Annotated in this window: 13 protein-coding genes; 7 read left to right on the forward strand and 6 right to left on the reverse strand. The window is 66.0% G+C overall.

The annotated features are described in order from the left end of the window. Positions 1-11: 11 nt before the first annotated feature. Both ACIPUD_RS07665 and ACIPUD_RS07670 read right to left on the reverse strand, forming a co-directional pair. Positions 12-1,274 (reverse strand): COG4223 family protein, encoded by a 1,263-nt coding sequence (locus ACIPUD_RS07665; RefSeq protein WP_446480339.1) that lies wholly within the window; start codon positions 1,272-1,274, stop codon positions 12-14. Between the two features lie 69 nt (positions 1,275-1,343). After that, positions 1,344-2,090 carry a uroporphyrinogen-III synthase gene (locus ACIPUD_RS07670; protein ID WP_085359617.1) on the reverse strand — a complete coding sequence of 249 codons (747 nt, stop codon included), beginning with the start codon at positions 2,088-2,090 and terminating at the stop codon, positions 1,344-1,346. 163 nt (positions 2,091-2,253) lie between these two features. Here ACIPUD_RS07670 and tsaD point away from each other — a divergent pair, with 163 nt between their 5' ends. The 3 genes from tsaD to ACIPUD_RS07685 are packed head-to-tail and all read left to right on the forward strand — an operon-like array spanning position 2,254 to position 4,726. Continuing rightward, positions 2,254-3,327, forward strand: a complete 1,074-nt coding sequence (tsaD, locus tag ACIPUD_RS07675; RefSeq protein ID WP_018459700.1) for a tRNA (adenosine(37)-N6)-threonylcarbamoyltransferase complex transferase subunit TsaD — start codon at positions 2,254-2,256, stop codon at positions 3,325-3,327. Positions 3,328-3,329: 2 nt separating this feature from the next. Continuing rightward, on the forward strand, positions 3,330-4,310 hold the full coding sequence (locus ACIPUD_RS07680; protein WP_018459699.1) for an NAD(P)H-dependent glycerol-3-phosphate dehydrogenase: 981 nt from the start codon (positions 3,330-3,332) through the stop codon (positions 4,308-4,310). A 2-nt stretch (positions 4,311-4,312) separates the two neighbouring features. Then, complete coding sequence (locus ACIPUD_RS07685; protein ID WP_026233864.1) at positions 4,313-4,726, forward strand: EVE domain-containing protein; 414 nt, start codon at positions 4,313-4,315, stop codon at positions 4,724-4,726. A gap of 81 nt (positions 4,727-4,807) precedes the next feature. Here the strand turns inward: ACIPUD_RS07685 and ACIPUD_RS07690 are convergent, their stop codons facing one another. Continuing rightward, positions 4,808-5,902 carry an adenylate/guanylate cyclase domain-containing protein gene (locus ACIPUD_RS07690; protein ID WP_166520814.1) on the reverse strand — a complete coding sequence of 365 codons (1,095 nt, stop codon included), beginning with the start codon at positions 5,900-5,902 and terminating at the stop codon, positions 4,808-4,810. A gap of 101 nt (positions 5,903-6,003) precedes the next feature. Here ACIPUD_RS07690 and ACIPUD_RS07695 point away from each other — a divergent pair, with 101 nt between their 5' ends. Beyond that, positions 6,004-6,459, forward strand: coding sequence for an SRPBCC family protein (locus ACIPUD_RS07695; RefSeq protein ID WP_018459696.1), 456 nt, complete (start codon positions 6,004-6,006; stop codon positions 6,457-6,459). An 11-nt stretch (positions 6,460-6,470) separates the two neighbouring features. Here the strand turns inward: ACIPUD_RS07695 and ACIPUD_RS07700 are convergent, their stop codons facing one another. After that, on the reverse strand, positions 6,471-7,640 hold the full coding sequence (locus ACIPUD_RS07700) for a DNA topoisomerase IB (RefSeq protein WP_085349210.1): 1,170 nt from the start codon (positions 7,638-7,640) through the stop codon (positions 6,471-6,473). A gap of 400 nt (positions 7,641-8,040) precedes the next feature. Here ACIPUD_RS07700 and acs point away from each other — a divergent pair, with 400 nt between their 5' ends. Further along, on the forward strand, positions 8,041-9,987 hold the full coding sequence (acs, locus tag ACIPUD_RS07705; protein WP_166517635.1) for an acetate--CoA ligase: 1,947 nt from the start codon (positions 8,041-8,043) through the stop codon (positions 9,985-9,987). 434 nt (positions 9,988-10,421) lie between these two features. Continuing rightward, entirely contained in the window at positions 10,422-10,937 is a 516-nt protein-coding gene (locus tag ACIPUD_RS07710; RefSeq protein ID WP_446480340.1) for a L,D-transpeptidase, read from the forward strand. A gap of 55 nt (positions 10,938-10,992) precedes the next feature. On the opposite strand, the gene ACIPUD_RS07715 is transcribed toward ACIPUD_RS07710, so the two are convergent. Continuing rightward, positions 10,993-11,583, reverse strand: a complete 591-nt coding sequence (locus tag ACIPUD_RS07715) for a thermonuclease family protein (RefSeq protein WP_446480341.1) — start codon at positions 11,581-11,583, stop codon at positions 10,993-10,995. Between the two features lie 57 nt (positions 11,584-11,640). Then, a complete protein-coding gene (locus ACIPUD_RS07720; RefSeq protein WP_085359609.1) occupies positions 11,641-11,850 on the reverse strand; it encodes a DUF1674 domain-containing protein in 210 nt (69 codons plus the stop codon). A 186-nt stretch (positions 11,851-12,036) separates the two neighbouring features. Between ACIPUD_RS07720 and ACIPUD_RS07725 the strand changes: the two genes are divergently transcribed. Next, complete coding sequence (locus tag ACIPUD_RS07725; protein ID WP_085384732.1) at positions 12,037-13,383, forward strand: RsmB/NOP family class I SAM-dependent RNA methyltransferase; 1,347 nt, start codon at positions 12,037-12,039, stop codon at positions 13,381-13,383. Positions 13,384-13,417: the final 34 nt, after the last annotated feature.

A 13,417-nucleotide genomic window follows, 5' to 3' on the forward strand; every position in this document is an offset into this window, starting at 1 on the left:
TGCGCGAACCTTTATTGACCAGGCTTGACGAGATCCGCCATGGCGGCGTCGGCGAATTTGCGTGACGCGGCGAGCGCGGCGTCACGGGCATCGGTCTTGTCGAGCCAGGCTTGCGCCGGTGCACGATCGGCCTCGGGCAGCGTTTTCAACTCGCGCCGCGCCTCGACGAAATCGTTGCGCAACGCAGCCGCCGTCACCCGCGCGACGATCGCGCCGCGATCGTTGCCGACCCCGTCGGTACGCTCGATGCGGACGAGTTTCGACGCCCCCGCCTGAAGGCGCTCGACGATTCCGGTGCCGCTGGCCGGAGCTTCCGCCGGCGGCGACAATTTTGGCACGATGTTGAGGAGCTCGCGACTCAAGGCGACCGGCGTCGGAATGCCTGACGACGCAAAGGTGTCGAGCGGCTTCAGCATCTCCGGCTTTGCTGCCAGCGACCGCGCGGCAGCGAGCTGCGACTCGTAGGCATCGCCGTGGCGAACGGCGACGTCGAGCAGGGCCGCCGCCACCACATGGCGCAGCGGCTTGTCGTCCATCGTTTTCGCGTCGGCGATCTTCTCGCTTTGCTGTGCGAGTTCCGCACGTTCGGTCTTGCTGGCACGTTCGAGCTGAGCGAGGCGGTCGTTGAGAGCGGCAAGATCGGGCGCGGCAGCGCGCGGCGCCGATGTCGCGTCGTTCAGGGCGCTCGTAGTCTTGTCGGATTGTGCGCGCAGATTGGCGATCTCGCTGCGCAGGCTCGTTGCGGATTTCTCCAGCGCATCGATCCGCGCCACCATGGCCGGATCGGCGGCCGGCTTGCCCGCCTTGGCTTCGACCGCGGCCACGCGCCCGCTCAGCGCCTCGACGGTTGCGCCCGTCACTTGCGGAGCAGCCGGCGGCGCCTGCACGGCAGGCCAGCCCAGCATCCAGCCGACCGCGATCACGATTGCGGCTGCGACGGCGCCGGAGAACGGAGCGATAACCCAGGGTGAAATCGACGGCGATACCGACGCGGACGCAACGGAAGACTCTTCTTCGGCAGGTTCGGGCTGCGGCGCGGCAATAGCTTCTTCGGACCTTACCTCTTGAGACTTTTCCTCTTGAGACTTGCCCTCTTCAGATTTGGCTTGCTCATGCGCGGCCTGTTCGGTCGCTGCCCCAGCCTCAGGCTCGCCCGTCACCTGCTGCGGCTGGGTCGAGACTTCCGTCGCCTCGAGGTCGATGGTGGGCGGGATGCGCTTGGCGCGGCCGGACTCGGGAGCCAATCCTGCGTCTTCAGGCTTGTCGTCGGCCATCGTGACGGTTCCTCACACTTACCTGCCCTGAACGAACGGACCCGATTGCGTCGGATTCGGCCCGACCTCTTACGCCAAACGGGTACGCAAAGCACGCTCCAAGGTGTCAAATAAGGCATTTTCGTCCGGCGTCGCCGCCACCAGAACCTGCGAGGCACCGGCCTCGCGCAGTACGCCTGCGACCGTCTCGGAAAGGCAGCACTGCGGGATCGCCAGAGCCGAGATTTCGACACCTTCCGCCCGCGCGGCCTCCAGGAAAGCCCGCGCGCTGCGCCGGGAGTAGTGCAGCACCGCCTCGATCCCATGGGCGGCAAAGCCCTCACAGACATCGCGCGGCAACAGCTTGACCGGCGCCATTCGATAGGTCGTCTGCGTGATGACGTTGAAGCCTTCGGCGCCCAGCTCCCCGCCGAGGTCGCGCGACAGATCCGCGCCCGCGAGATAGAGCAACGTGCTCTTTTTCTTCAGCCGCTTGTCGCGCGCGCTCTGCATCACCTTGTCGCGCAGGGCAGCGGCATCGCCACCGGCGACGATCACCTCGGCAAAACCGGCATCGCGCCCGGCGGCGGCGGTGTGCTCGCCGACGGCAAACAGCGGCAGCTCCAACAGACCAAGGTCCGGTAATTGCGATGCGACGCCACGAATCGCATTGGCCGATGTGACAATGACGGCGCTGTAGCTCGTTTCACTCTCGCCATGGAAGGCGACCGGCTCGAACTTGAGCACCGGCGCGAGCAGCACCACATGACCCCGTGCCCGCAGATTTTCCGACGTCGCCTCATTGTCGGGATGCGGCCGTGTGACAAGAATGGACATCGCTTGTGTTCCCGAACCACGTGGCGGTGGCGCTTTCACGAGGAACGGCCGCGCGTGACGATTGCGTTGGCCGACCCCAGAATGCTACCGGACGTACCAGAACTCTGCTTTGCGGATGAGCGCAAGGGGGCGGGAAGGGCGCAAATTGGATAACAATTCGCCAATGCTGGTACTGGGCATCGAAACCACCTGCGACGAGACCGCCGCGGCGGTGATCGAGCGTGCGCCTGACGGCAGCGGCAAGATCCTGTCCAATATCGTGTGGTCGCAGGTCGAGGAGCATGCCCGTTTCGGCGGCGTGGTACCGGAGATCGCGGCCCGCGCCCATGTCGACCTGCTCGACGGCATCATCGACCGCGCCATGACTGAGGCCGGCATCGACTTCGCCCAGCTCGACGGTGTCGCGGCCGCCGCGGGCCCGGGACTGATCGGCGGCGTCATCGTCGGGCTCACCACCGCGAAGGCGATCGCGATGGTGCACGACACGCCGCTGGTCGCGGTGAACCATCTGGAAGCGCATGCGCTGACACCGCGCCTGACCGACGCACTCGAATTTCCCTATTGCCTGTTTCTCGCCTCGGGCGGCCATACCCAGATCGTTGCCGTCACCGGCGTCGGACAGTATGTGCGGCTCGGCACCACCGTCGACGATGCGATCGGCGAAGCCTTCGACAAGGTGGCGAAGATGCTGGGGCTGCCCTATCCGGGTGGCCCGCAGGTCGAGCGCGCGGCAGCCAACGGCGATGCCGCGCGATTTGCGTTTCCGCGGCCGCTGCAGGGACGCCCCGACGCCAACTTCTCACTCTCGGGATTGAAGACAGCGGTGCGCAACGAAGCAAGCCGGTTGGCCGAGATCACACCGCAGGACGTCAACGATCTCTGCGCGAGCTTCCAGGCCGCCGTGCTCGACTCCACCGCCGACCGGCTGAGCGTCGGCCTGAAACTCTTCCGCGAGCAGTTCGGTGCACCGCGTGCGCTGGTGGCGGCCGGCGGTGTCGCCGCCAATCAGGCGATCCGCGGCGCGCTGCATGACGTTGCGAGGAAAGCCGGAACACAATTGATCATGCCGCCGCCGGCGCTCTGCACCGACAATGGTGCAATGATCGCCTGGGCCGGCGCGGAACGTCTCGCGCTCGGCATGACCGACACGATGGAAGCACAGCCTCGCGCGCGCTGGCTGCTCGATGCGAACGCGACGGCACCGGCCGGATACGGCAAGACACGCGCGGGATTCTAGCAATGACAGCGTTCCGATCTGTCGCGGTGATCGGCGCGGGCGCCTGGGGCACGGCGCTGGCGATGGTGGCGGCGCGGGCCGGACGGAACGTGACGCTGTGTGCGCGCAATTCCGAGCACGCGACGCGAATCGCATCGAGCCGCGACAATCCGCGGCTGCCGGGCGTGCGGCTTGCGCCGGAGATCATCGTCACGAGCGACCTGGCCCTCGCCGCACGCGCGGACATGCTGCTGATCGCAGTGCCCGCGCAGCATCTGCGCGGTGCTGTCAACATGCTCGCCTCGCACCTGGAAAAGCCGGTGCCGATCATTGCCTGCGCCAAGGGCATCGAGCACGGCACCCATAAATTCATGACCGACGTGATCGCCGAGGCCGCGCCTCACGCGCAGCCGGCGATCCTGTCGGGCCCGAGCTTTGCCGACGATGTCGCGCGTGGCCTGCCGACGGCGGTGACGCTGGCCGCAAAGGACGACGCCTTGGCGAGCCACCTGGTGCAGGCGCTGGGCTCGCCGACGTTCCGGCCCTATCACTCCACCGATGTCCGCGGCGTCGAGATCGGCGGCGCCGCCAAGAACGTGCTGGCGATCGCGGTCGGCATCGCGGTCGGGCGCAAGCTCGGCGCTTCCGCCCAGGCCGCACTTACCACCCGCGCCTTTGCCGAGCTGACACGCCTCGGCCGCGCGCTCGGCGCACGCAGCGAAACACTCACGGGCTTGTCTGGCCTCGGCGATCTGATCCTGACCTGCTCGAGCCCACAATCGCGCAATTTTGCGCTCGGCCTGTCGCTTGGCCGCAGCGAGCAGCCGCCCGCCGGCAAGCTTGCCGAAGGCGAATTCACCGCGCCGGTACTGATCGAGCTCGCGGCTTCGCAAAACATCGAAATGCCAGTATCGGAAGCCGTCGCATCGATCCTGACCGGCAGAAGCACGATCGACGCCGCGATCTCGGGGCTCATGACGCGACCTTTCAAGGCGGAGGAATGAACATGGCGTACTGGCTGGTGAAATCCGAACCATCGGTGTGGTCCTGGGACCAGCAGGTGGCGAAAGGCGCCAAGGGCGAAGCCTGGACCGGCGTGCGCAATTACACCGCGCGCCAGAACCTCGTCGCCATGAAGAAGGGCGACAAGGCGTTCTTCTATCATTCCAACGAGGGCAAGGAGATCGTCGGCATCGCGGAGATTATCAAGGAAGCCTACCCCGACCCGACCGACAAGACCGAGAAATTCGTCTGCGTCGACATCAAGGCCGACAAGCCGTTGAAGATTCCGGTGACGATGGCCGCGATCAAGGCCGAGAAGAAACTCGCCGACATGGCGCTGGTGAAATATTCGCGCCTTTCGGTGCAGCCGGTGACGGCCGAGGAATGGAAGCTCGTCTGCAAGATGGGCGGGATGTAGGCTTAGGTGCTGTAGCCCGGATGAGCGAAGCGATATCCAGGACTACTGCTGCTATCCCGCATGTCGCTACGCTCATGCGGGCTACGACATCGGAGCTTGCGTCTCCGGCAGCGCAAACACCTCGCATGGCGAGGCGATGCCCCGCAGCGAATGCGATCCGAGCGCGATCAGAGGCCTGTCGGTCTCGGCGGCGAGCGCGCCCGACACCAGCACGGTTCTGCCGAGCGGCTTGCACAATCCTTCGAGCCGGCTGGCGAGATTGACGGCGGGACCGATTGCGGTGAAATCCAGCCGATTGGCGGCACCGATATTGCCCCATAGCATCTCGCCGAGATGCAGCGCCGCGCCGAACGCGAGCGGCGGCAGACCTTGAGCACGGCGCTCCGCGTTGAGATACACCATCCCGGCTTCGGCTGCGCGCGCGGCACGCAGAGCTGCATCGGACGCTTGGCGCGGTGACGGCCCGACCACCGGAAAGATCGCGAGCACACCGTCGCCGATGAATTTCAGCACCTCGCCGCCGAAGGCGTGGACCGCGCCGGCGATGCGATCGAACCAGGCATCGAGCGCCGCGATGACCTCGGCAGGCGGATTGGTTTCCGACAGGAGCGTGAAGTTGCGCAAATCGGCATAGAGCAGCGCGGCCTGTATGGTCTCGCCGAGGTCGCGCCGCAGGGGTGCCGCCAGCACCCGCTCCGCACTGCGCTTGCCGAGATAGGCATCAAGCGTCGCGCGCAACGTTGCACGCGCGGCAAGCACCGCAAGAGGTGTCGCGGCAAAGCGCGCGGCCTGGCGCAGTTGCTCGGTCTCGTCCGCGGTGAACGGACGCGGCCCGATCCAACCGAGCAACGGCCCGTCGGGCCGTCCGACCAAATCCTCGTGCACTTCACCCTTCGCGATGTCGCGCAGCCAGCGGCGGCCGGCATCGTTAGGCGGGTCGGGCGCGAGGCCGCCTGGTGCGAAGCCGAGCGCTTCGATCACCCGGCCGTTCTCCGCGCGCCACAACCATGTCCGCTTCGCGATCAGCGGATGTGGCACCTCGAGTGTCACGCTGCCTGCCGCAAGCGGCACGCCGTCGGCGACCAGTTGTGCGCCGAGATCCGCGAGCAGGCGGTCGGCCCCGGTGCTATCGGCAGCGGCGTCGACAAGCCAGGCGAGCGTCGGCGAGAGGTGCATGGCCCGATCATGACGAACGCAGGCGGTCTTTGTCACGGGCAATCCTTGACGGGCCGCTCGAGCGCCGCCATGTCCCAGTGTCAGCCCAGGGGTGATCGTCGATGACCGAACCGTTCATAGTGCGACGCGAGACCCAGATCGCGGCCCCACGCGCCACCGTTTTCGCCTACCTGACCGACCCCGAGAAGATTTTGAGCTGGATGGGTTCCGACGCGACCACGGAGCCACATCCCGGCGGGCTGTATCTGCTCAAAGGCATCGGCCCCCGGGGCGGCGTTGCCCGCGGCGCATTCCGCGAAGTCGTGCCGGTGCATCGGCTCGCCTACACGTTCGGATGGGAGGGCGGCCAAGAAGTGCCGCCCGGCTCGAGCCTGATCGAGATCGACCTGATCGAACGCGACGGCGGCACATTGCTGCGCATGACCCATAGCGGGCTGCCGACCGAGGAACAGGCGGCCGCCCACGCGACGGGATGGGCGCACTATCTGGGACGGCTCACGGCGGCAGCCGCGGGCGGCGATCCCGGTCCCGACAACGGCGTTTCCAACAAGGCGTAACGACGCCGAGGTCAGACCGCCGCGGTCGCCACCACCTGCTGCAAAAGCTGCTCGCGCCTGGCCTGCGAGCGCTGGCCCTGCATGGTCGCGGCGAAGCGTTCCAGGATGCCGTCCTCGAACGCGGTGACGATGGTATCGTGAACATAGCTCTTGCGGCAGATCGCCGGCGTGTTGGAGAGCTGGTCGGCAGCGCCGCGGATCGCCTCCAGCACCTGCTTCTTGCGGCCGCGCTGGCTGGTCGCCGGCGTGATCCGCGACAGCGATTCCACGACGACGGCAGAGGCCATCAGCGTGCGGAAATCCTTCAGCGAGATCTTGATGCCGGCGATCTCGCGCAGAAACGCGTTCACCTGCGTGGTGCTGACCGCGCGCACGATGCCATAGGGATCGCGATACTGGAACATGCGCTTGCCGGGAACGCCCTGCAAGATCCCGATGGCGCGCACGAGCTTGGCCGCGTCGCACTCCTTGCGCACCGCCTTGCCGCCCTTCGCCTTGAAGGTCAGCACGAAGCTGTCGTCTTCCAGCGAGACGTTGGACTTCAGCAGCGTGGTGGCGCCGCGGGTGCCGTTGAGACGGGCATAGGATTCGTTGCCGGGGCGGATCGCGGTGCGCGCGATCAATTCGATGACGGCGGAGAGCGCGAACTCGCGGGTCGGCTCGTCGCCCGACAGGAACGCCGAGACCTTGCGCCGGATCTTGGGCAGCGCGCCGACGAGCTTTTCCAGGCGATGCGCCTTGCGTTGCTCGCGGACCTTCTCCCAATCGGCGTGATAGCGATATTGCAGCCGGCCCGCGGCATCGCGTCCCACTGCCTGGAGATGCGTACTCGGATCGGCCGAGTAGCGCACCTCGCGATAGGCCGGCGGCACCGCCATCGAATGCAGCCGCCGAATGGTGCGGGCATCGCGGATGTGGACGCCGTTAGGCCGCACGAACGAATAGCCCTTGCCGCGCCTGACGCGGCGGATGGTCAGCTCGTTCTGGTCGCCGAGCCGCAGGCCCAGTTCCTTGGCGAGGGCCTCGACCGTCGTTGCCGGCGCCGCGTCGAACACTTTCTTCGGGCTGGGACGGCCGGAACCGGCCGGTTTCGGCCATTGTCCGAGGGCTTTGGCCAGCGCGATGGCTGCAGGATCGGCTGAAGCGGGCCGTATCGTCCCGAGATTCTGCTGATCCATCATAGTCTTATGCCTTAGCCCTGTCTGTTGTCGGTCAATGCCGCTGTTCTGATTTTTGTTCCAAGGGGTCTCGTTGGACCCGGGTTGGCCATTTAGGGTGTTCCGAACCGCATTGCGAGTCCCGAATCAGTGAGAGGCGGTTTCTAAATACCTCTGCTGAATGCATGGCGCTCTGCGCGGGCCCATTCCGAGGATCTGGGTGAAGACCCGAAAGCCGCCAGTCGCCCTGTTTCAAAACTGCGACAGTCGCACGAAACGGCTTGATCCTCCGCATGGCAGGCTGCTCGCCGAAGGTCCAGCTTGTGCACCTTGTCGGGTCCGGTTAGCCCGACGCATAATCGGTTCAACGATCAAGTCGGCTCGCCAGTGGTCCGTGCTCGGCTCGCCGTATGTGGAGGGAAACATGTCCGAGAAGATCTACGACGTCCCCGCAGAATGGGCGAAGCGCGCCTGGGTCGACCAGGCCAAGTACAAGGACATGTACGCCCGCTCGATCTCGGACCCGAACGGTTTCTGGGCGGAGCAGGCCAAGCGCATCGACTGGATGCACGCGCCGACCAAGATCGAGAACGTCTCCTTCGCGCCCGGCAACATCTCCATCAAATGGTTCGAGGACGGCGTCCTCAACGTCGCCCATAATTGCATCGACCGGCATCTCCACAATCGTGCCAACCAGACCGCGATCATCTGGGAAGGCGACGATCCCGCGCAATCCCGGCACATCACCTACAAGGAGCTGCACGACGAGGTCTGCCGGATGGCCAACATCCTGCGTACCCGGAACGTCAAGAAGGGCGACCGCGTCACCATCTACCTGCCGATGATTCCGGAGGCGGCCTACGCGATGCTGGCCTGCGCGCGGATCGGCGCGGTTCACTCCGTGGTGTTCGCCGGCTTCTCGCCCGACAGCCTCGCCCAGCGCATCAACGACTGCCAGTCCAAGGTGATCATCACCGCCGATGAGGGCCTGCGCGGCGGCAAGAAGGTGCCGCTGAAGGCCAATGTCGACGCGGCGCTCGCCAAGGCAGACGGCGTCGACTGGGTCGTCGTGGTCAAGCGCACCGGCGGCGCGGTCGAAATGAATCCCTCGCGCGACCTCTGGTACCACGACGCCGCCAAGATGGTGACGACCGAGTGCCCGGTCGAGCACATGCACGCCGAGGATCCGCTGTTCATCCTCTACACCTCGGGCTCGACCGGCCAACCCAAGGGCGTGCTGCACACCTCCGCCGGCTATCTCGTGTTCGCCGCGATGACGCATCAATACGTCTTCGACTATCACGACGGCGACATCTACTGGTGCACCGCCGACGTCGGCTGGGTCACCGGCCACAGCTACATTCTGTACGGACCGCTCGCCAACGGCGCGACCACGCTGATGTTCGAAGGCGTGCCGAATTACCCGGATAATTCGCGATTCTGGAACGTCATCGACAAGCACAAGGTCAACATCTTCTACACCGCGCCGACCGCGATCCGCGCGCTGATGCAGAGCGGCGACGCGCCCGTGAAGAAGACCTCGCGCGCCAGCCTGCGCCTGCTCGGCTCGGTAGGCGAGCCGATCAATCCGGAAGCCTGGGAGTGGTATCACCGCGTCGTCGGCGACGACCGCTGCCCGATCGTCGATACGTGGTGGCAGACCGAGACCGGCGGCATTTTGATCACGCCGCTGCCCGGCGCCACGAAGCTCAAGCCGGGCTCGGCGACGCAGCCGTTCTTCGGCGTGGTGCCTGAGATCGTCGACGCCGACGGCAACGTGCTGGACGGCGAGACATCAGGCAATCTGTGCCTGACGCGGTCATGGCCGGGCCAGATGCGCACGGTCTATGGCGACCACGCCCGCTTCGAGCAGACTTATTTCTCGACCTACAAGGGCAAGTACTTCACCGGCGACGGCTGCCGGCGCGATGCGGACGGTTATTACTGGATCACCGGCCGCGTCGACGACGTCATCAACGTCTCCGGCCACCGCATGGGTACCGCCGAAGTCGAAAGCGCGCTGGTGGCGCATGAGAAGGTCTCGGAAGCCGCCGTGGTCGGTTACCCGCACGACATCAAGGGTCAGGGCATTTACGCATATGTGACCCTGATGGCCGGCATCGAGCCAACCGAGGATCTACGCAAGGAGCTCGTCACCTGGGTGCGCAAGGAGATCGGCCCGATCGCTGCGCCCGACCAGATCCAGTTCTCGCCCGGCCTGCCCAAGACCCGATCCGGCAAGATCATGCGCCGCATCCTGCGCAAGATCGCCGAGGACGAACCGGGCAGCCTGGGCGACACCTCGACCCTGGCCGATCCCGGCGTGGTCGACGACCTCGTCAAGAACCGTCAGAACAAAAAGGCGGTCTGAGCCACATCGTCCTGTGCCCCGGACGCAGCGTAGCGCGCACTTCGCGGTGCGCTGCAGAGTCGGGGCCGATGCAACGGCAGACTCTGTGGCTTTCTAGATTCCGGCTCTGCGTCGCACCGCTTCGCGCTGCGCCGCGTCCGGGACACGAGGTCGCATCCCCGCGTTAGCGATCCCCCGAACAACGGCCGTTCACATCCTCACGCACTTGTCAGGCCGCACCCCGGCGCTCGGGCATCTTTCCCGCCAAGTGTTGTTTTCAGGTCATTTACTTTGTTTCGAACATTTCCTTTGTTCCCCCTGCTGGCTGGCCCTTGGCGGCCGTGCGTGGAAACCATCCGGTTAACAGGCGCGGTTAAGAATGTCCCCTAACAAGGACTTGGCGAGCCGGCGATTGCCTAATCTTGGACGGTCCGTTCGGGGCAAGGGGAAAATCGATGTCGATGAGGATTGCTGTGGCGCTGGCCGCCACCGTCGTGACTGGGGTCTTGACGTCGACGGCGGCGCAGGCGCGGCCGGAAATGGTGGGGACGAACCTGGCTGACTATTCGCCGGGCACCATCGTGGTCAAAACCAACGAGCGTCGGCTCTATCTCGTCCTCGATAGCGGCCACGCCGTGCGCTACCCGGTCGGCGTCGGCAAGTCCGGCAAGCAGTGGGCCGGCACCACCCGCATCGACGGCAAGTACCGCAATCCGGCCTGGGCGCCGCCCGCCGAGGTGAAGCGCGACAAGCCCAGCATCCCGGACGTCATCCCGGGCGGCTCGCCGCGCAATCCGATGGGCGTCGCGGCGATGACGCTGTCCGGCGGTGAATACGCGATCCACGGCACCAACGTGCCGGGCTCGATCGGCGGCTTCGTCTCCTATGGCTGCATCCGCATGCTCAACGACGACATCACCGATCTCTACAGCCGCGTCTCGGTCGGCACGACGGTGGTCGTGACGCGCTGATCGCCGGCATCAGGACGAGACGGCAATAGCCGCGTCGTTCGACGCGGCTTTTTTGTCACCAGAAGCGCCAGCTCCGCGCGCACCAGCCGTCGCGATGGCCGCCATTGTAGCTCCGCGCGTAACCGCCCGCGAGCAACGCCGCCGAGACATTGGTCGTGCGTTTGGTCGCGACGTCGGCGAGAACGCGACCATATTTGTCGGCACCGAGGTTGGTGATCGTCACGCCACCCTGCGCGAGCAGATCGCGCAATGCGCGGGCCGCGGCTTCGGCCTTGTCCAGTTCCTCCTGGCAGGATGCTTTCATCTCGGGTGCGTCGATGCCGCGCAGGCGAACGCGCACGATCAGATCGCGGCCGTCGCGCTGACGAACGCGTGCGAGAAAGGTGTCGCCGTCAATGGTGCGAACGACATCGACCGGCTCGCGACGATCGGGATGGCCGCCTTGCTGGAGCACAATCTCGGCGTCTCGTGATTGACCGTCGGTCACGTGAGGGAACGGCCAGTTCATCCCGTGCCGGAACGTGAACACCACGGCCACCACGATTCCGACCACGAACATCCACGGCAACAGCCCTGAGAACCGGCGACCAAACGGCGAGCCGCTGTATGAAGGCCGATATGGATGGCTTGGATCGAAACGCGACATCCGCGCACGCTAGGGCTGAGTCGGGCAGTCCGGCAAGCGAGCCTCAAAAGACAAGCTTCAGAAGTCGGAAGCGATGCCCTTGCGCTCCCAATCGCCATAGCGGGTCGGTTCGGGTCCTTTTGGGCCCTGCAACTCCTTTGGCGCCGCCTGGCCGTCGTTTTTAGTTCCGACTGCCGCAGCCTGACGGCGCGCTTCGGCCTCGGCCAGCGCGCGCTGGGCGGCCGGCGTAAGCTGCTTGCGGTCGGGAACGGGAGGCTGGTCGCTCATCGCCGGCTTTCTAGCGCGGGACGGCCCGCGACGCGACGCCCAATAACGCATTCCTGAAATGGCTCCGAAAGGGCTGAAAAACCCGGAAGCGATTCTTACATTTGGCATATTCGCGTGCCAGAGATCGCCTTCTCAAGGCATGCGCCCATTACGGCGAACTGCCGCTGCTCAGAACCTTGTTTCCGCATGCCTTCTCAACGTTTCGCTCCTCCATCCGAAGTGCCCGGTCTCGCGGCGCGGCGGATTGCCGCCGACATCGTCGACGGCGTGCTGCAAAAGCACCGCACACTTGACGAGCAGCTCGACGGCAGCGGCGCCCATCCCGGACTGAAGACGCTCCCCGACCGCGACCGCGCGCTGATGCGCCGCCTGGTCGCCACCGTGCTGCGCCGGCTCGGCACGCTCGGCCATGTGCTGTCCCGCCTGCTCGACAAGGGCATTCCCTCCGACGCGCCGCGCGCGCAGAGCGCGCTGTTGATCGGCGCCGCCCAGATCCTCTGGATGGACGTGCCCGATCACGCGGCCGTCGATCTCTCCGTTCGCCTCGTGCAATCCGACCGGCGCGCCGCGCGCTATGCCGGCCTCGTCAACGCCGTGCTGCGCCGCTGCGCCCGCGAGGGCAAGGCGCTGGTGGACGAGGTTGCCGCGCAGTCGCTGGACCTGCCGCCCTGGATGGTCGCGCGCTGGAGCGCGCATTATGGCGAGACGGTCGCAAGGGACATGGCGCTCGCGCTCAGCCATGATCCGTCGCTGGATCTGACCGTGAAGTCGGACGCCGCGCAATGGGCGAGCCGGCTCCATGGCGAAGTGCTACCGACCGGATCGGTGCGCACGGTGCTGCACGGCGCGGTGACCATGCTTCCCGGCTTCGCCGAAGGACAATGGTGGGTGCAGGACGCCGCCGCTGCGTTGCCAGCCCGGCTGTTCGGCGACATCAAGGGCAAATCCATCGCCGATCTCTGCGCCGCTCCCGGCGGCAAGACCGCGCAACTGGCGCAGGCCGGCGCGCACGTCACCGCCATCGACCGCTCGCCTGCCCGGGTGGCACGGCTGCGCGAGAATCTGACGCGGTTGTCGCTGCAGGCCGAGACCGTCGTCGCCGACGCCGCGGAATGGGCCGGCCCTGCCGATGGCTTCGACGGCATCCTCATTGATGCGCCTTGCACATCGACCGGGACGATCCGCCGCCACCCCGATGTATCCTGGCTCCGGCAGGAATCCGACATCGCCGCAATGACCGCGCTCCAGCGGAGGCTGCTGCAAAAATCGGTCTCGCTACTCAAGCCCGGTGGGACGCTAGTTTATTGCACCTGTTCGCTGGAACCTGAAGAGGGCGAGCATGCGGTCGCCGCGCTGCTGACCGCGGAGCCCGGTCTTCGCCGGGTTCCGATCGATGCGTCCGAGGTGTCTGGGCTCAGCGAGATCATCACCGCCGAGGGCGATCTGCGCACCCTGCCCAGCCATCTGCCGAACGCCGATCCCAAGCTCGGCGGGCTCGACGGATTTTTCGCGGCCCGGCTCGTTAAATCCTGATTTTGCACTGGATTTTGCAAACACGGCACTGATT

The sequence above is a fragment of the Bradyrhizobium sp. CAR08 genome (assembly GCF_052871955.1).

Bases quoted from the DNA above. Each gene is read 5' to 3' on its own strand.
- ACIPUD_RS07720 (WP_085359609.1), bottom strand. From the start codon at position 11,850: ATGAGCGACCAGCCTCCCGTTCCCGACCGCAAGCAGCTTACGCCGGCC.
- ACIPUD_RS07690 (WP_166520814.1), bottom strand. From the start codon at position 5,902: ATGCACCTCTCGCCGACGCTCGCCTGGCTTGTCGACGCCGCTGCCGAT.
- ACIPUD_RS07715 (WP_446480341.1), bottom strand. From the start codon at position 11,583: ATGTCGCGTTTCGATCCAAGCCATCCATATCGGCCTTCATACAGCGGC.
- ACIPUD_RS07725 (WP_085384732.1), top strand. From the start codon at position 12,037: ATGCCTTCTCAACGTTTCGCTCCTCCATCCGAAGTGCCCGGTCTCGCG.
- ACIPUD_RS07680 (WP_018459699.1), top strand. From the start codon at position 3,330: ATGACAGCGTTCCGATCTGTCGCGGTGATCGGCGCGGGCGCCTGGGGC.
- tsaD (WP_018459700.1), top strand. From the start codon at position 2,254: ATGCTGGTACTGGGCATCGAAACCACCTGCGACGAGACCGCCGCGGCG.
- ACIPUD_RS07710 (WP_446480340.1), top strand. From the start codon at position 10,422: ATGTCGATGAGGATTGCTGTGGCGCTGGCCGCCACCGTCGTGACTGGG.
- ACIPUD_RS07665 (WP_446480339.1), bottom strand. From the start codon at position 1,274: ATGGCCGACGACAAGCCTGAAGACGCAGGATTGGCTCCCGAGTCCGGC.
- ACIPUD_RS07685 (WP_026233864.1), top strand. From the start codon at position 4,313: ATGGCGTACTGGCTGGTGAAATCCGAACCATCGGTGTGGTCCTGGGAC.
- ACIPUD_RS07670 (WP_085359617.1), bottom strand. From the start codon at position 2,090: ATGTCCATTCTTGTCACACGGCCGCATCCCGACAATGAGGCGACGTCG.
- ACIPUD_RS07695 (WP_018459696.1), top strand. From the start codon at position 6,004: ATGACCGAACCGTTCATAGTGCGACGCGAGACCCAGATCGCGGCCCCA.
- ACIPUD_RS07700 (WP_085349210.1), bottom strand. From the start codon at position 7,640: ATGATGGATCAGCAGAATCTCGGGACGATACGGCCCGCTTCAGCCGAT.
- acs (WP_166517635.1), top strand. From the start codon at position 8,041: ATGTCCGAGAAGATCTACGACGTCCCCGCAGAATGGGCGAAGCGCGCC.